At 40.5% G+C, this 14780-nt stretch carries 21 protein-coding genes and 4 pseudogenes; 17 read left to right on the forward strand and 8 right to left on the reverse strand.

Annotated features, from left to right (window positions below; all coding sequences use genetic code 11):
• The first annotated feature begins 165 nt into the window (after positions 1-165).
• The 3 genes from NFS18_RS05510 to NFS18_RS05520 are packed head-to-tail and all read left to right on the forward strand — an operon-like array spanning position 166 to position 2163.
• Complete coding sequence (locus NFS18_RS05510) at positions 166-1065, forward strand: carbohydrate ABC transporter permease (protein ID WP_251388770.1); 900 nt, start codon at positions 166-168, stop codon at positions 1063-1065.
• A 12-nt stretch (positions 1066-1077) separates the two neighbouring features.
• Entirely contained in the window at positions 1078-1971 is an 894-nt protein-coding gene (locus NFS18_RS05515; RefSeq protein WP_251388772.1) for a carbohydrate ABC transporter permease, read from the forward strand.
• A 12-nt stretch (positions 1972-1983) separates the two neighbouring features.
• On the forward strand, positions 1984-2163 hold the full coding sequence (locus NFS18_RS05520; protein WP_251388774.1) for a DUF6903 family protein: 180 nt from the start codon (positions 1984-1986) through the stop codon (positions 2161-2163).
• A gap of 48 nt (positions 2164-2211) precedes the next feature.
• Here the strand turns inward: NFS18_RS05520 and NFS18_RS05525 are convergent, their stop codons facing one another.
• Positions 2212-3048 (reverse strand): AraC family transcriptional regulator, encoded by an 837-nt coding sequence (locus NFS18_RS05525; RefSeq protein ID WP_251388776.1) that lies wholly within the window; start codon positions 3046-3048, stop codon positions 2212-2214.
• Positions 3049-3060: 12 nt separating this feature from the next.
• Positions 3061-3309: a hypothetical protein gene (locus NFS18_RS05530; protein ID WP_251388778.1), complete on the reverse strand. Its 249-nt coding sequence runs from the start codon at positions 3307-3309 to the stop codon at positions 3061-3063.
• A 186-nt stretch (positions 3310-3495) separates the two neighbouring features.
• Between NFS18_RS05530 and guaA the strand changes: the two genes are divergently transcribed.
• Positions 3496-4788 carry a glutamine-hydrolyzing GMP synthase gene (gene guaA, locus NFS18_RS05535; protein WP_251388780.1) on the forward strand — a complete coding sequence of 431 codons (1293 nt, stop codon included), beginning with the start codon at positions 3496-3498 and terminating at the stop codon, positions 4786-4788.
• A 377-nt stretch (positions 4789-5165) separates the two neighbouring features.
• Here the strand turns inward: guaA and NFS18_RS05540 are convergent, their stop codons facing one another.
• Both NFS18_RS05540 and NFS18_RS05545 read right to left on the reverse strand, forming a co-directional pair.
• Complete coding sequence (locus NFS18_RS05540; RefSeq protein ID WP_251388782.1) at positions 5166-5618, reverse strand: GNAT family N-acetyltransferase; 453 nt, start codon at positions 5616-5618, stop codon at positions 5166-5168.
• A gap of 28 nt (positions 5619-5646) precedes the next feature.
• Entirely contained in the window at positions 5647-6174 is a 528-nt protein-coding gene (locus NFS18_RS05545) for a helix-turn-helix domain-containing protein (RefSeq protein WP_251388783.1), read from the reverse strand.
• Positions 6175-6471: 297 nt separating this feature from the next.
• Here NFS18_RS05545 and NFS18_RS05550 point away from each other — a divergent pair, with 297 nt between their 5' ends.
• The 13 genes and pseudogenes from NFS18_RS05550 to NFS18_RS05610 form a co-directional block, all read left to right on the forward strand.
• Positions 6472-6672 (forward strand): LysR family transcriptional regulator, encoded by a 201-nt coding sequence (locus NFS18_RS05550; protein ID WP_251388785.1) that lies wholly within the window; start codon positions 6472-6474, stop codon positions 6670-6672.
• On the forward strand, positions 6673-7752 hold the full coding sequence (locus NFS18_RS05555; protein WP_251388786.1) for a site-specific integrase: 1080 nt from the start codon (positions 6673-6675) through the stop codon (positions 7750-7752). It begins immediately after the preceding gene.
• A 1-nt stretch (position 7753) separates the two neighbouring features.
• Complete coding sequence (locus tag NFS18_RS05560; protein ID WP_251388787.1) at positions 7754-8089, forward strand: plasmid mobilization protein; 336 nt, start codon at positions 7754-7756, stop codon at positions 8087-8089.
• Positions 8079-8867: pseudogene (locus NFS18_RS05565) on the forward strand (AAA family ATPase); the annotation flags it as partial. The gene NFS18_RS05560 and the pseudogene NFS18_RS05565, both read left to right, overlap by 11 nt.
• Before the next feature lie 56 nt (positions 8868-8923).
• Complete coding sequence (locus tag NFS18_RS05570) at positions 8924-9340, forward strand: hypothetical protein (protein WP_251388789.1); 417 nt, start codon at positions 8924-8926, stop codon at positions 9338-9340.
• 10 nt (positions 9341-9350) lie between these two features.
• A pseudogene (locus tag NFS18_RS05575) lies at positions 9351-9778 on the forward strand (TnpV protein).
• 142 nt (positions 9779-9920) lie between these two features.
• The gene (locus tag NFS18_RS05580) at positions 9921-10385 is read left to right on the forward strand and encodes a GNAT family N-acetyltransferase (RefSeq protein WP_251388790.1); all 465 of its coding nucleotides are present in this window, start codon (positions 9921-9923) and stop codon (positions 10383-10385) included.
• 26 nt (positions 10386-10411) lie between these two features.
• Entirely contained in the window at positions 10412-10930 is a 519-nt protein-coding gene (locus NFS18_RS05585; RefSeq protein ID WP_251388792.1) for a GNAT family N-acetyltransferase, read from the forward strand.
• Between the two features lie 5 nt (positions 10931-10935).
• Positions 10936-11385 carry a hypothetical protein gene (locus NFS18_RS05590; protein WP_251388794.1) on the forward strand — a complete coding sequence of 150 codons (450 nt, stop codon included), beginning with the start codon at positions 10936-10938 and terminating at the stop codon, positions 11383-11385.
• A gap of 20 nt (positions 11386-11405) precedes the next feature.
• Positions 11406-11876 (forward strand): GNAT family N-acetyltransferase, encoded by a 471-nt coding sequence (locus NFS18_RS05595; RefSeq protein WP_251388797.1) that lies wholly within the window; start codon positions 11406-11408, stop codon positions 11874-11876.
• A gap of 23 nt (positions 11877-11899) precedes the next feature.
• Positions 11900-12076 (forward strand): hypothetical protein, encoded by a 177-nt coding sequence (locus NFS18_RS05600; RefSeq protein ID WP_251388799.1) that lies wholly within the window; start codon positions 11900-11902, stop codon positions 12074-12076.
• 28 nt (positions 12077-12104) lie between these two features.
• The gene (locus NFS18_RS05605; RefSeq protein WP_251388801.1) at positions 12105-12962 is read left to right on the forward strand and encodes a KilA-N domain-containing protein; all 858 of its coding nucleotides are present in this window, start codon (positions 12105-12107) and stop codon (positions 12960-12962) included.
• A 19-nt stretch (positions 12963-12981) separates the two neighbouring features.
• Positions 12982-13254, forward strand: a pseudogene (locus NFS18_RS05610) (DUF4062 domain-containing protein); the annotation flags it as partial.
• A gap of 254 nt (positions 13255-13508) precedes the next feature.
• Here the strand turns inward: NFS18_RS05610 and NFS18_RS05615 are convergent.
• The 4 genes and pseudogenes from NFS18_RS05615 to NFS18_RS05625 all read right to left on the reverse strand — a co-directional run.
• Positions 13509-13604: pseudogene (locus NFS18_RS05615) on the reverse strand (helix-turn-helix domain-containing protein); the annotation flags it as partial.
• Positions 13605-13621: 17 nt separating this feature from the next.
• A complete protein-coding gene (locus tag NFS18_RS19920) occupies positions 13622-13792 on the reverse strand; it encodes a flavodoxin family protein (protein ID WP_408631549.1) in 171 nt (56 codons plus the stop codon).
• Complete coding sequence (locus NFS18_RS05620) at positions 13789-13929, reverse strand: NAD(P)H-dependent oxidoreductase (RefSeq protein WP_251388803.1); 141 nt, start codon at positions 13927-13929, stop codon at positions 13789-13791. Before NFS18_RS05620 ends, NFS18_RS19920 begins: the two co-directional genes overlap by 4 nt.
• Positions 13930-13952: 23 nt before the next feature.
• On the reverse strand, positions 13953-14780 hold the full coding sequence (locus NFS18_RS05625; protein WP_251388805.1) for an aldo/keto reductase: 828 nt from the start codon (positions 14778-14780) through the stop codon (positions 13953-13955).

Below are 14780 nucleotides of genomic sequence, written 5' to 3' on the forward strand. Positions count from 1 at the left end.
CCATTCGGGCATCCCGCAGCTTAATGCTCTGCATGGGCGTGCTGCGTACGATAAGGTATAAATAAACGATCCGTCTGTGGATAATCAGATGGCGAAACGGCCGGCGGTTTTCTTTCGCCGGCTGTTCGTATATATACTTCTTATTCAAGGAATGGAGATGAAAAAATGGGAAGTAATAAAGGAAGAGGGAGATTTATATTCTGTTGTCTGGCTCCCGCGGCAATTTTGTTTGTAATCTTTATGATTTATCCGACAATTGAAGTCTTTCGGATGTCCATGTATAAATGGGGTGGATATACAGCAAATAAAACATTTGTAGGATTACAGAACTTCCAGACATTGTTTAAAAGTGACAAGTTCTATCAGTCATTCCAGAATACAATATTGTTGATTATTATTGTAACGATATTTACATTTGCATTTGCACTGGTATTTGCGGCAATTCTGACAAGAGAAAAAATTAAGGGACAGAATTTTTTCCGTATCATATTCTATATCCCGAATATCTTATCGGTAGTTGTGATCAGTGCGATTTTCTCAGCGATTTATGACCCCAACCAAGGACTTATGAATTCATTCTTGAATTTATTCCGTGGTCCGGCAGGGGCAGAAGACCCAATTCTTTGGCTGGGAAGTCAGAAACTTGTTATTTACAGTATTGTAATCGCTATGATCTGGCAGGCGATCGGTTACTATATGGTTATGTACATGGCAAGTATGGCAAATGTGCCGGAAAGCCTGTATGAATCTGCCGGATTGGAAGGTGCGGGAAGGGTGAAACAGTTCTTTTCCATTACGCTTCCTTTGATTTGGACAAATATCAGGACGACATTAACGTTCTTTATTATCAGTACAATCAACATGAGTTTCCTCTTTGTAAAAGCTATGACAAATGGAGGACCAGACGGTGCATCCCATGTATTCCTGAGTTATATGTATCAGGAGGCATATACCAACTCATCATACGGATATGGTATGGCAATCGGTGCTGTTGTATTTATCTTTTCGTTTGCACTTGCTGGTGTTCTGAATGCAGTTACAAAGCGTGAAGAGATTGAATTCTAAGGAGGAAGAAAGATGCGGAGAAAGAATAAGGGAGCAATTCGTGAGACTTCCAAATTTGCAAAAATTTTGATTTACATTCCGTTGGTCCTCCTGTCAGTTATAATTATTGTACCGGTGTTCTGGGTGTTTATGGCATCCATCAAGGAGAATTCGGAATTTTATAGAAATCCGTGGGCACTGCCTGAGGGAATATATTTACAGAACTTTGCCGATGCATGGGAAAGTGCGAATATGGCATCATACATGTTAAATTCCGTAGTTGTAACGGTAATCGCTATTTTCCTGCTGATTATCATTGCTCTTCCGGCATCCTACGTATTGGCAAGATTTAAATTTAAATCCAGTAAATTCTGGAATGTTTTATTTATGGCAGGCTTGTTTATCAATGTAAATTACATAGTTGTTCCGATTTTCCTGATGTTGACGGATGCAGACCGTTTTTTGAATAAGACAGTCGGACACACCGTTTTTTTAAATAATTTGTTTGTCCTGGCTGTAGTATATGCGGCAACAGCCTTGCCATTTACAATCTATCTGCTGTCTGGTTATTTTAAGACACTGGCAAAGGATTATGAAGAAGCAGCTTATGTGGATGGAGCGGGATATTTCCGTACTATGGTGCAGATCATTATTCCAATGGCAAAACCGAGTATCGTTACCGTTATTCTGTTCAACTTCCTGGCATTCTGGAATGAGTACATCATTTCTATGACATTACTGACGAAGCCGGAGCTAAAGACACTTCCGGTAGGCTTGATGAACCTGATGGCAGCACAACGTTCTGCGGTACAATACGGAAGAATGTATGCCGGACTTGTTATCGTAATGCTGCCGACGCTGATTCTGTATATGTGTGTACAGAAGAAGCTGACACAGGGAATGACTGTCGGCGGATTAAAAGGATAAGGAGGGGATACTGTGAGCGAACAGGGAAAGAGGATATTAATTGGTATTATTGTAATAGCTGTATTCATCGTATGTATCGCCTTGGTGGTCATTGGTCAGAGAAGTGTCGGACCGAAAGGACTGCTTATGATGCTTGCCGGACTTACAGGATTGATAGTTTTGTTGTGGCTGTATAACAGACAATATAAATAGTGCGTGTGAAATATATCTGAAAGTAAAAAAGGGGCTGGTGATTTAACATCAGCTCCTTTCCATTGCTTTCCGCCATTCGTTTGGCGTCATATTTGTTTCCCTTTTGAATACCTGTGAAAAATAAGACTGAGAGGAGAATCCAACGGCAGAAGCTATTTTTGCAACAGAGTGATTCGTTGTTTCAAGCAGGTGCTTGGCTTCACTGATTCGTTTGTTGATCAGGTAATTGATCGGTGAAGTTCCATTATATTCCTTAAAAGAATGTACCAAATAATATTTGTTAAGAAAAGTCAGTTCACTCAGCTTTTGGAGCGTAATATTTTCTGTGAAATGCTCATCAATATATTGTTCCACAAAACGGCACTCTTTTGTGACTTTTTTGGAAGGCGCAATTGCAATCTTATTGTGAGTGCGCCGTATCAGATTCAGGACAAGAGATTCCAACAGGTTATGGCAGATCGTTTCAAATCCTTCTTCTTTTTCATCTACCTCTTTTACAAGCATTTTCAGATAAAATAGAAAATCATCTTTGCAGTTGTGGAAATTGTGCATACTATAATTGTAAGCAGTATCCATGATCTCATCTTTAAATACCAGACCGCTGATACCGAGTACAATATATTCCAATGGATCTTCATTACCGCCCATTTCAGTATGAGAGACGTTGGGATTTACGATGACCAGGTCATTTTCAGCAACAGGGAACTTCTCATTTTCTACGAGAAAATAACCATTGCCGTGAAGCACATAGAATAATTCTGTAAAATGATGGATGTGCTCTGTACTATGCCAGTCAAGGTCATAACGCGCCTGGGTGATATAAAGGAGCTGAACATCTAATTTCTTTAATTCAGTTTCTTCAAAACTATAGCAGCGATTACTCATGATCAGGCTCCTTTATATATTCTTTGTTAATGATGTGAGCATCTCCACTAATTCCATGTCTTCATTATTTAATTTCAGATTGGATTCGTAACGTGTTCCATCCGGTGTAGTAACGGTGATTTCGATTAAAGTGCCGTTCTTTAATGCATTTTTGCTTACAGCATCTAAGAATATCGGAAACTTCGGGTGGTTTCTGCGAAAACGGTCAACTGCTTCCTTTGCTTTCTGTATTGCGGCAAGCTGGGTAAAATTCAGATTCATAAGCATACTCCTTTGTTATAATTCGTATACAGTATAGCACATTTTTATTGATTAAAGTAAAATATTTGTCATAAGAAATGATTACTTGACAGTAACCAGATGGAGTAAACGATAAATAATAAATTGATAAATGAGGAAAGAACGTGTACAATAGGTATATAAAAATCGTAAAGGAGCGAAATTATTATGAAGCAGGATATGATTGTAATTCTTGATATGGGAAGTACAGAAAATACCGTACTGGCAAGAAATATCAGGGATCTTGGTGTGTACAGTGAAATCCATCCGCATGATATTACCGCAGACGGACTGAAGAAGTTGGATAATGTAAAGGGGATTATTTTGAATGGTGGAGAGAACCGTATAGTAGACGGTGCGGCAGTAGAAGTGCTCGATGAGATTTATAACTGCGGATATCCAGTAATCGCTATTGACCATCCGACTGCAAAATGTGCGGTGAAGCTGGAGGAACTTCCAAGCCGGGATGTCTTGAGTGAGTTTATCTTTGAGCAGTGTAAGGCAGAGCCAAACTGGAACATGAAGAACTTTGTTGCAGATCAGGTAGAACTGATTCGCCAGCAGGTTGGCGACAGAAAGGTACTATTAGCCTTGTCAGGCGGTGTAGACTCTTCTGTAGTGGCAGCGCTTTTGTTAGAAGCAATTGGTCAGCAGCTTGTTTGTGTACATGTGAATCATGGTCTGATGCGTAAAAATGAATCTGAGAATGTAGTAGAAGTGTTCAAAAATCAGCTCCATGCAAATTTGATTTATGTAGATGCAACAGAGCGTTTCCTTGGTAAGCTGGAAGGTGTGGCAGAGCCGGAAGAGAAACGTAAGATTATCGGCGGCGAGTTCATTCGTGTCTTCGAGGAAGAAGCAAGAAAACTGGACGGGATTGATTTCCTTGGACAGGGAACTATTTATCCCGATATCATTGAAAGCGGAACAAAGACAGCGAAGATGGTAAAATCTCATCACAATGTGGGGGGACTGCCGGAAGATTTACAGTTTGAGCTGGTAGAGCCTCTGGCACAGCTGTTTAAAGATGAAGTTCGTGCCTGCGGTGTGGAACTTGGATTGCCGGCAGAGATGGTTTACCGTCAGCCGTTCCCGGGACCGGGGCTTGGAGTAAGATGTCTTGGCGCAATTACGAGAGACAGGCTGGAGGCTGTTCGTGAATCAGATGCGATTTTGAGAGAAGAGTTTGCAAAAGCTGGACTGGATAAGAAAGTATGGCAGTACTTTACTGTTGTGCCTGATTTCAAATCTGTCGGTATGAAGAACCATGCAAGATGCTTTGAATATATGGTAATTATCCGTGCAATCAATACGATTGATGCTATGACTGCAAGTATTGAGCGTGTAGATTGGGAGATTCTGGATAAGATTACTCAGAGGATACTGGATGAAGTAGATAATGTCAACAGAGTATGTTACGATATGAGCCCCAAGCCACCAGCGACCATAGAGTTCGAATAAACAAAAATGCTTAGTAAATCCAGTGTTTATGCGGGTTTGCGGATTTTTGAAAGGTCTTTTGATAACAAATTGATAACAGTCGTTTGAGTGTGATTATTCTTACTGTCAAGTGGTTTGTTGGTGGGAGAATGATTTGCAAGCGGCTGGCTAGTGTTCAGAGCCATACTCGGAAATATTACATATTTCCGAGTTGTGGCGTATCCGCCAAATGGATTTTTGCCAATATATGCTCTTGAATGTAAACATTCATCGCATATATTGCCCAAACTCTGCTTGGCTCTGAACGAATCCATATTATAATGCCCTTAGCTGTGGGTAGGAACTCATGGCTAAGGGCGTTTTTGTCGTTCTTTTTGATTGGTGAATTGGGGTAATGGTTAAAGCGGTTTTTCCATAATGTAATTCGTCAAGGAGATATTTGACCTGACTACCTGCTGTTCCTTAATTATGCTATATCCTCTGTGAAGAAAGAACGGCTTTGCAGTGATGGAAGCATGTGTGGTTATTTTGCTTACCGAAAAAGCGTGTTCCAGTTTATCGCAGACAGCGGTGGCAATCCCTTGGCTTTGATAGTCCTTGTGGACATACAGTCTGTCTAGGTAGCCTGTACTGTCAATATCGCCAAAACCCACTATGATGTGGTCATTCACAGCGACAAGCGTAAAATGCTCGGATAATGATTGATTCCATTCATTTATGTTTACATTGCCAGTTGCCCAGACGTTTAACTGTTCATCTGTGTAGTCTTTGGCATTTATAGAGTGGACAGTCTGATAAAACAGCTCCGCTAAGTGTTTACAGTCCGAGGGGCGGTATTTTCTGATAATCACGTTTTTTACACCTTCCAATCTGGCTTGGTTATTCTGGCAGCTTGTCTTTGAACGCTTCAACTAAGGCATCGCCCAATTCTTTAGAGGGGACTTTCGCCCAATGCTGCGTGGTGTCAAACTTCGGGTAATTGTACCGCCACTGGTCGTAATATTCCCTGCTGATTTCCTCTGCGGAGAGCTTTGCAGCCTGTTCCTGCCAAGCGCAGAGCATTTTCAGCAGTTCGGCGGCATCCTTGCTTTTGTCTTTGTTGACCTTTAAGCAGACTTCTCCGTTTGCTTCAGTAATGGTAATACCATAAATGTCCTCAAGGGCAAATAAGGTGTGCATAAGCCCGATGTAGCTGTCAATGTTGGGTATGTCAAGAGCCTGCGGCACAACGTCCAGAGCTTGCGCCAGTGTAGCCGTCAAGTCTGCTTTTGGCTTACGAGAGCCTGTTTCATATTGTGCCAGACGTACGTCTGCGCTCCGTTCGGGAAACCCGACAAGCATACCAAGGTATTTCTGTGTCATGCCCCGCATGATGCGGAAAAAATGTATTCTTTCGCCAATTGCCATGATGTTTCACTCCTTGTTCTTATACTTTGTCAGACGAAGTCTGCCCGCCCGAAGGGCATGTGTTGCGGTATGCCCTGTGGGTATGTTTATAAGGAGTATAGCATATATGCTTAATGAAAGTCAAGAGAAACAAAGCAAAAAAGTTTAATATTTTCTTACAAACCTATTGACAGTAGCAAAAATGTTTAGTATTATGAATTAAGCAAAAACGCTTAGAAAAAGAAACGCCGCAAGGGCATACCTATATGCCAAGAGTAACGGGCGGCAATAAGGAAAGATAAGGAAAGGAGAGGTTGTATGGACAACAAATTTATCCGTGTAGATGAGGTGGCGCAAGAGTTTTCCGTATCAAAGCCTTATGCCTACAAACTCATCAAGAAATTAAATGACGAGCTGAAGGAGCAGGGGGTTATCACAATTGCAGGGAGAGTAAACCGCCAGTATTTCCAAGAAAGGTTTTACGGGGCAGGAGAAAAACAGGGAAAGGAGATGGATTAAATGCCAGTATTTAAGAACGAGGGTAACGGCACTTGGTATGTGATGGCTCGGTATGTGAACTGGAAAGGGGAACGGAAACAGAAGTGTAAGCGTGGGTTTGTCACAAAACGGGAGGCGCAGGAATGGGAGCGTAAGTTTCAGCTACAAAATTCCGCTGACCTTGACATGGATTTTGAAGCCTTTACAGAGCTTTATGCAAATGATGTCAAGAACCGACTGAAAGAAAACACTTGGCTGACAAAGGAGCATATCATTCGGACGAAGATTCTTCCGTACTTTGGCAGGATGAAAATCAGCGGGATTGGCACAAAGGAAATCATCGCATGGCAGAATGAGCTGCTTGCCTACCGTGATGAAAAACGCAATCCCTATTCGCAGACGTATCTGAAAACTGTCCACAACCAGCTTTCCGCTATCTTCAACCATGCAGTGCGCTATTATGACCTCCGTTCCAACCCTGCGGCAAAGGCGGGGAACATGGGGAGCGAGGAACACAAGGAAATGCTGTTCTGGACAAAAGAGGAATATAAGAAGTTTACGGATGAAATGATGGACAAGCCAGTTTCCTATTATGCGTTCCAGATGCTTTACTGGTGCGGAATCCGAGAGGGAGAATTATTAGCTTTGACCGCCGCTGATTTCAATTTTGATAAGGAAACGGTCACGATTAACAAATCCTACCAACGCCTGCATGGGGAGGACGTGATTACCTCTCCGAAAACAAAAAAGAGCAACCGCACAATCAAGATGCCAAAGTTTCTCTGTGAGGAAATGCAGGAATATATCAATATGCTGTACGGTTTAAAGAAGAAAGACCGCATTTTCACGGTAACAAAGAGTTACCTCCATCACGAGATGGACAGGGGCGCAAAAACCGCAGGGGTGAAACGCATACGGATTCACGATTTGCGGCATAGCCACATCAGTTTATTGATTGACATGGGATTCTCGGCGGTGGCGATTGCTGACAGAGTAGGGCATGAGAGCATTGAAATCACTTACCGTTACGCTCATTTGTTTCCGTCAAAGCAGGCAGAAATGGCAGACAGGCTTGATGATTTAGGAAAGGGGGATTTTTGATATGTCAGCAAAGAACTTAGATAACTGCAACCGTTGGAGGAATAAGACCGTTGCGTTTCGGGTATCTCCCGAAGAAAATGAGCGGATTGATAAAGCGGTGCGGCTTTCGGGGCTTACCAAGCAGGACTATATCACAAGGCGGCTCTTATGCCAAGATGTAGTAGTGCAGGGCAATCCGAGGGTGTATAAGGCGCTCCGCAATGAGCTTGCCGCCGTCCTTGCAGAATTGCAGAGAATTGAAGCGGGTGAGGGTGTAAATGGAGAACTGCTTGACACAATCGAGCTGATTGCCGTTATCCTTGGTGGTCTGAAAGGAGAGAGTGAAGATGGCGAATAAAAAAGAAACGGCTGCCCCGAATGTATCTGTTGGCGCAGATACGGAACAACCGCCTAATGTAAACAATAACAGTATAACCAATTACCCGCCGAAAAACAATAGAAAAGTTCTTGAAACTGTATCTATGGCTGAATTGTATGATTCTGTATATCCGAGCAAGCCGCCTTTGATTGAGGGTCTGCTCTACCCTGGCACTTATCTTTTCGCAGGCGCGCCAAAAGTCGGCAAGAGCTTTCTTATAGCGCAGATTGCGTACCATACCAGTATGGGAGTGCCGCTGTGGGAATATCCCGTCCGAAAAGGAACGGTCTTGTACCTTGCCCTTGAAGATGATTACCGCCGCCTGCAGGAAAGGCTGTACCGGATGTTTGGCACGGACGGGGCAGACAATTTATTCTTTTCTGTTTCGGCGGGTAATCTTGGCAATGGTTTGGATGAACAGTTGCAGGAATTTATGAAACAGCATACAGACACAAGACTGATTATTATTGACACCCTCCAAAAGGTGCGTGAAGTCGGCGGGGATAATTACAGTTACGCAAATGACTATGAGGTTATTACAAGTTTGAAACGGTTTGCAGATAGCTATGGCATCTGTATCTTGATTGTCCATCATACCAGAAAGCAAGGGTCTGATGATAAGTTCGATATGATTTCGGGGACTACTGGCTTGCTCGGTGCGGCTGACGGTGCGTTCCTGTTGCGGAAAGAAAAACGCATCGGCAACGCCGCCACGCTTGAAGTGTCGGGCAGAGACCAACAAGAGCAGAAACTTTGGAGAAAAAAGAGGAATTTCAAGTATTGTCGAATAGGGTGGAGAATTACGACAAAGGCATGGAAAACTTAAAAACACTTGAGCAGGTGCTTGATACTTCTCCAGAGTATCAGTTACTAGAGCCGCAGGGGTTCATGTCTGCGAAGCCATATAGAAACAAAGTGGCAGAACCTTTGGTGCAAAAGCTGAAATCGCTTGTTAAAACAGCTCTTATAAGATGTTTTGAAGCGTATGACAACTATTATCGGTTGAATACCACAAATAGTAATCTTCACCATGAAAATGAGAGATTGACAAAAGACAACGAAGAATTAGTAGGAGAAAATCAAAATCTCCGTGCGGAAAACAAAGATTATAAGCTTCTCCGAAAGTCCTTCGGGAGTAAGCAGATGAACAATCTTTTAGAGCGGGCAAAAGCAGAACAACAGTCTAAGCGGCGTGGGAAACGCTTTAGAAATAATCAAGAGGAAAAGTAGGAAAAACACTATGGAAAACAGAATTTATGACGAAACGGTCTTTGGTATGCAAAGCAAGGCGACTATTACATCCCAGTGCTTGCATTACCTTCCAAAGAAGAAAAGCCGATTGGAATTTGGGGGTGAGCGAGTGCCGGTGGCACTCAAGCTGCGAACCGACCGAGACGGCAGGCGAGGAAACGTCATTTACGGTATCTCAAAGAGCACAAGCAGCTTGTATATCTCAATCTGCTGACAAGCGGCAGGTTGAATGAATATTTGTCAAGTGTGAATGAACAGGCAGAAGATATGTTTTTTCGGTTGGTAAAGGAATATGCCGAAAATCAGAGGGTGACGGAACAGTTAAAAGCAGAAAATCAGCTTTTATGGGTTCAGAAAATAAATAATATTCGGGCTTGCGTGAGGGAGGTTGTAGAGCGTGAGATAATTTATTTATAGGCGGTGGGGCGGCACTTCTATGGTATATGGGAGTGCCGCAGAAGCCTAAACAAGAGTAGTTTGGGGAATTGAAAAAGCCTATGCTTTTGTGTATAATTGATAAGAAAAGTTAGAATGAGAAGCAGCTTGTCGGAGGAACGATATGAATTATATAGGTGCAACTTTTGATATGGCGGATGATATTCAAAATGTTTTACATACGGCTATTGAAACCATATATCCGAAATATTATCCAAAGGAAGTAGTGGATTTCTTTTGCAGACATCATAGTAAAGAACACATTCTAAACGGAATAGCATCGGGAAATATGGGAGTGTTGATGTATAACGATATGATTATCGGAACAGGTTGTTTTGATGATAATCATATTATAGGAGTATATGTGTTGCCCGCTTATCAAAATCATGGCTGCGGCTCGTATATTATGAATTGTTTGGAAAAAGAAATTTCCAAAACATATGATACGGTTATCTTGGACGCTTCGCTTCCGGCAGCGTGTTTATATGAGCATAGAGGCTATAAAACGGTGGGACATGGGATATACGAATTGGAAAATGATGTGAAGTTGGTTTATGAAATCATGGAGAAAAAACTGAAAGATAATTGAAAATGTAGATTGAGAGGACTTGAAAAATGAAATGCAGAATAAGAAAATGGGAACTATCAGACGCAAAAGATTTGGCGGCTGCGCTTTCAAATAAAAAAGTACAAGATAATCTTCGTGATGGGTTGCCCTATCCTTACACCGAACAGGATGGAAAAGAGTTTATTTCTGCTATGCTTTCCGCAGAGGAAAACGAAACCTTTGCTTTTGCTATTACTGTAGATAATATGGTGATTGGCAGTATTGGCATTTTTCGGCAGGGCAATATTCATAGGCAAACCGCCGAGTTAGGATATTATATTGCCGAAGAATACTGGGGCAAAGGTATTATGACCGAAGCTGTTAAGCAAATTTGCGAATATATTTTTGCTAAAAGCGATATTATCCGTATTTACGCAGAGCCCTTTGCTTATAATATAGCGTCTTGCAGGGTGCTTGAAAAAGTAGGGTTTCAGTATGAGGGTACATTGAGAAACAATGCTGTGAAGAATAGCAAGGTGATTGATATGAAAATGTATTCTTTGTTAAAAGCGGAAATAAAGGAGTGAATTTGGTGCTAAAAGAATATAAGTTTGGTTTCAATATTTATGGACTGTTATTGTTTTTGATTATAATGATACCTAACTTTATTTGGTTTGCTGTTCCAGCACCTAATGATGTATTAAGGACGGAATCGGTTACTGAAGTGATTGATACCATAGCTTCTGTCTGTCAGATTTTGATGGTTATAGCTTTGTGTATTTTTGTAAACATAAAGAACCATAAATTCCATATTACTCCTTTGATTATTTTTGTGATAATTTGTTGCTTAATATATTTTGCAAGTTGGGTAAGCTATTATGTAGGCGTTGTGAATACAGGTGTTATATTGGGGTTGACAATTTCCCCGTGTTTGGCGTTTATGTTTTTTGCTATTGATAGAAAAAATATGATAGCAGTTGTGCCAATTTCCATTTTTCTAATTTGTCATTTAATATATGGTATCGCTAATTTTGTTGTTTGATTTTTTGAGGTTATATAAGTATGGATTATCGGATTAGAGAAATCAGAGAAAATGAATATTACGTATTATCTGAGTTTCTGTATGAAGCGATTTTTATTCCAGTGGGAATGGAAAAGCCGCCAAAAGCTATTATTGAACAGCCAGAACTTCAGGTATATATTGCTGATTTTGGAAAATCAGACGATTGGTGTTTGGTTGCGGAAGTAAAAGAAAAGATTGTAGGCGCAGTATGGGTGCGTGTTATGGATGATTACGGGCATATTGATGATGAGACACCCTCATTTGCTATGTCACTGTATGAGGAATACAGAAATATGGGCATTGGTACAGCGCTTATGAGAGATATGCTTGAATTTTTAAAGAATAAAGGCTATAAGCAGACCTCTCTTTCTGTGCAAAAGGCAAATTATGCGGCTCGTATGTATCAGAAAGCAGGTTTTGAAGTCATTGACGAAAATGAAGAAGAATACATTATGGTTTGTCGGTTGTAATGTGATGGGGAGGGTATTTGTAAATGGCTGGTAATTTAGATGAAAAAACAGTAAAGGAAGTCTTAAAAAAGATTATTGAGAATAATAACAATATTCCGTATAAGGCTAAAGTGGAGATAAAAGCAATAATAGAATTGGAACACAATCCAGAAAAATTGCTGCAAGAGTGTCTGTTATATATGCTGTCATATAAGGGATAATCTGTGCTAAAGGAAGTGATTGGAGATAATGAAAAATATGAAAATAGATGCCAATGGAACAGAAATCAGAGTAATGGGTGATGTCGTAAATGAAGAAGCTTATATTTCTTTAACGGATATTGCCAAATATAAAAATCCAGACAATGCTTTTATCGTGGTTGCGAACTGGATGCGTAATCATTCCACAATCTCATTTTTGGGTTTGTGGGAACAGATTCATAATCCCAATTTTAAACCTATCGAATTCGATAGGTTTAAAGCGGAATCGGGAGATAATGCATTTACATTGACACCGCAACAGTGGATAAGAGCAACAGACGCAATCGGTATTATATCAAAATCAGGACGATATGGAGGTACATATGCCCATACAGATATAGCCTTTGAGTTTGCATCGTGGATTTCCCCAGAATTTAAGCTCTATATTATTAAGGACTATCAGCGGTTAAAGAAAGATGAAGCTAATCGACTAGCGATTGGTTGGGATGCTAAGAGGGAACTTTCAAAAATAAATTATCGTATTCATACAGATGCGGTAAAGGAATTTCTGATAACACCAACATTATCCCCGCAGGAAATGGCATATACATACGCATCCGAAGCGGATATTCTTAATATGGCTTTGTTTGGCAAGACAGCGGCGCAATGGAGAAACGAAAAGGGAATAAGCGGAAAATCACCTAATATCAGAGATTTTGCTTCTGCAGAGGAATTAGTTGTGCTTATTAATTTGGAGGACACCAATGCTGATTTGATAAGACAGGAAGTGCCTAAAATTGAGAGGTTAAAAATATTAAGAGAAAAAGCATATAGGCAGCTGGAAATTCTAAGAAGGAATCAAGAGAGCATTGAAGCGTTGAGGCAAAATCTTATTAACAAAGTATAAAACAAGATAAGGAGAAATTATGAATACAGATAGACATATACCAGTAGTTTTTGTTAGTTCTACTTGCTATGACCTCAAACAGGTTCGAGAAGACTTAAAAGATTTTTTTGAAATCAATTACGGTTTTCAAGCTATGTTGTCTGAATTTAGTTCATTTCCTATTGACCCGTGTATTGGTACTTTTGAAAATTGCTTGAGTAATGTTGATAAATTGGCTGATATTTTTATACTTATTGTTGGAACAAGATATGGGTATGTGACAGAGAGAGGGAAATCTATTACGAATTTAGAATATCTACATGCAAAAGCTAAAGGGATTCCAGTATTTGTGTTTGTGGACAAGCAGTTACATAGTCAATTAAAAATATGGGAAGCCAATAAAGAAGGAAATTTTTCAACTATTGTTGACAACCCCCAGATTTTTAAATTTGTTTCAGAAATATATAATGAATCAAAACAGTGGATTTATACATATGAATCTGTGCGAGACATAACCACTACCATGAAGCATCAATTAAGTTTGATATGTCGGGTATGTCAAGAGCCAGCGCTCCGTTCGGGAAACCCGACAAGCATACCAAGATATTTCTGTGTCATGCCCCGCATGATGCGGAAAAAATGTATTCTCTCGCCAATTGCCATGATGTTTCACTCCTTGTTCATATCCTTTCGATTGCACAATGGGTCTGCCCGGTCAGTGAATAGTAGTAGATTGGGGAGGCAATCACTAGCATTTCACATTTCCTCATAACGGGGTATATCTCCTGTATATCGTCTTTCTGAACACAATTCCCGTTCAGTGTGGAACGACAGCTATCACAATTTTTCAACCTCGAATATCTTTGTTTCCAATCTGAAAGACAGTTACATAATGATCGGCTTTTTGTGCTTCGTCAGTAAAAACGTTCACTGATGCAGCCGTATTACCGTGTGGGCGTGGACTTCCGTTCAATACTAAGATGTTCATTTTTTTATACCTCCAATTTTTTATTACAGAGAAGTAATAACGGGATTATCCTTAAATCCATATACCCGTTTTACTTCATTAGGATTTCTCGTATCTAACATCTGCGGGCGGTGTAAATCAAGTTTGGAAATCTCCGCCATATCATTATCAGACAATTCAAAATCCCAAATGTTGAAATTTTCTTCCATTCTGTTTTTATGGGTTGATTTTGGTATTGTTATAACATTGCGCTCAACATTCCAACGGAGTATTACCTGTGCAACAGACTTACCATGTGTATTAGCGATTTTAGTAAGCACCGGGTTTGAGAACATATTATTTAATCCCTCTGCAAATGGCGCCCATGCCTGCGGCTGAATTTTGTACTCTTTCAAAATTTCAAGTTCATCTTCCCGCTGATAAAATGGGTGTAATTCTATCTGATTAACAGCAGGAATAGTGTCTGTATTGTAGCAAAGGTCGATAATGCGGTCACTGGGGAAATTGCTTACGCCAATAGCACGGATAAGTCCTTTTTTGTATAATTCCTCCATTGCCCGCCATGCCCCATAATAATCGGCAAATGGCTGATGAATTAAGTATAAGTCTAAATAATCCAATCCCATTTTTGACAGTGTTCGTTCAAATGCTTCTTTTGTTTTTTCATATCCCATTTCCGGCATATATGCTTTTGATGTGACAAAAAATTCTTCTCTCGGTATGCCGCTTTTATGGATTGCAGCTCCGACAGCACTTTCATTTTTATAAACACTGGCTGTATCTAATAAACGATAACCAACCGAAATTGCATCCGAAACAACCTGCTCACATAGTTGTAAGTCCGTAATTTGGAACACACCGAAGCCAATCAT

The organism is Mediterraneibacter agrestimuris (genome assembly GCF_943193195.1).
GTDB lineage: Bacteria > Bacillota > Clostridia > Lachnospirales > Lachnospiraceae > Schaedlerella > Schaedlerella agrestimuris.

What these genes read in the sequence shown, in the direction of transcription:
- NFS18_RS05510 (WP_251388770.1), top strand. Translation starts at nt 166, where the DNA reads ATGGGAAGTAATAAAGGAAGAGGGAGATTTATATTCTGTTGTCTGGCT.
- NFS18_RS05515 (WP_251388772.1), top strand. Translation starts at nt 1,078, where the DNA reads ATGCGGAGAAAGAATAAGGGAGCAATTCGTGAGACTTCCAAATTTGCA.
- NFS18_RS05525 (WP_251388776.1), bottom strand. Translation starts at nt 3,048, where the DNA reads ATGAGTAATCGCTGCTATAGTTTTGAAGAAACTGAATTAAAGAAATTA.
- NFS18_RS05530 (WP_251388778.1), bottom strand. Translation starts at nt 3,309, where the DNA reads ATGAATCTGAATTTTACCCAGCTTGCCGCAATACAGAAAGCAAAGGAA.
- guaA (WP_251388780.1), top strand. Translation starts at nt 3,496, where the DNA reads ATGAAGCAGGATATGATTGTAATTCTTGATATGGGAAGTACAGAAAAT.
- NFS18_RS05545 (WP_251388783.1), bottom strand. Translation starts at nt 6,174, where the DNA reads ATGGCAATTGGCGAAAGAATACATTTTTTCCGCATCATGCGGGGCATG.
- NFS18_RS05550 (WP_251388785.1), top strand. Translation starts at nt 6,472, where the DNA reads ATGGACAACAAATTTATCCGTGTAGATGAGGTGGCGCAAGAGTTTTCC.
- NFS18_RS05555 (WP_251388786.1), top strand. Translation starts at nt 6,673, where the DNA reads ATGCCAGTATTTAAGAACGAGGGTAACGGCACTTGGTATGTGATGGCT.
- NFS18_RS05560 (WP_251388787.1), top strand. Translation starts at nt 7,754, where the DNA reads ATGTCAGCAAAGAACTTAGATAACTGCAACCGTTGGAGGAATAAGACC.
- NFS18_RS05570 (WP_251388789.1), top strand. Translation starts at nt 8,924, where the DNA reads ATGGAAAACTTAAAAACACTTGAGCAGGTGCTTGATACTTCTCCAGAG.
- NFS18_RS05580 (WP_251388790.1), top strand. Translation starts at nt 9,921, where the DNA reads ATGAATTATATAGGTGCAACTTTTGATATGGCGGATGATATTCAAAAT.
- NFS18_RS05585 (WP_251388792.1), top strand. Translation starts at nt 10,412, where the DNA reads ATGAAATGCAGAATAAGAAAATGGGAACTATCAGACGCAAAAGATTTG.
- NFS18_RS05595 (WP_251388797.1), top strand. Translation starts at nt 11,406, where the DNA reads ATGGATTATCGGATTAGAGAAATCAGAGAAAATGAATATTACGTATTA.
- NFS18_RS05600 (WP_251388799.1), top strand. Translation starts at nt 11,900, where the DNA reads ATGGCTGGTAATTTAGATGAAAAAACAGTAAAGGAAGTCTTAAAAAAG.
- NFS18_RS05605 (WP_251388801.1), top strand. Translation starts at nt 12,105, where the DNA reads ATGAAAAATATGAAAATAGATGCCAATGGAACAGAAATCAGAGTAATG.
- NFS18_RS05620 (WP_251388803.1), bottom strand. Translation starts at nt 13,929, where the DNA reads ATGAACATCTTAGTATTGAACGGAAGTCCACGCCCACACGGTAATACG.
- NFS18_RS05625 (WP_251388805.1), bottom strand. Translation starts at nt 14,780, where the DNA reads ATGATTGGCTTCGGTGTGTTCCAAATTACGGACTTACAACTATGTGAG.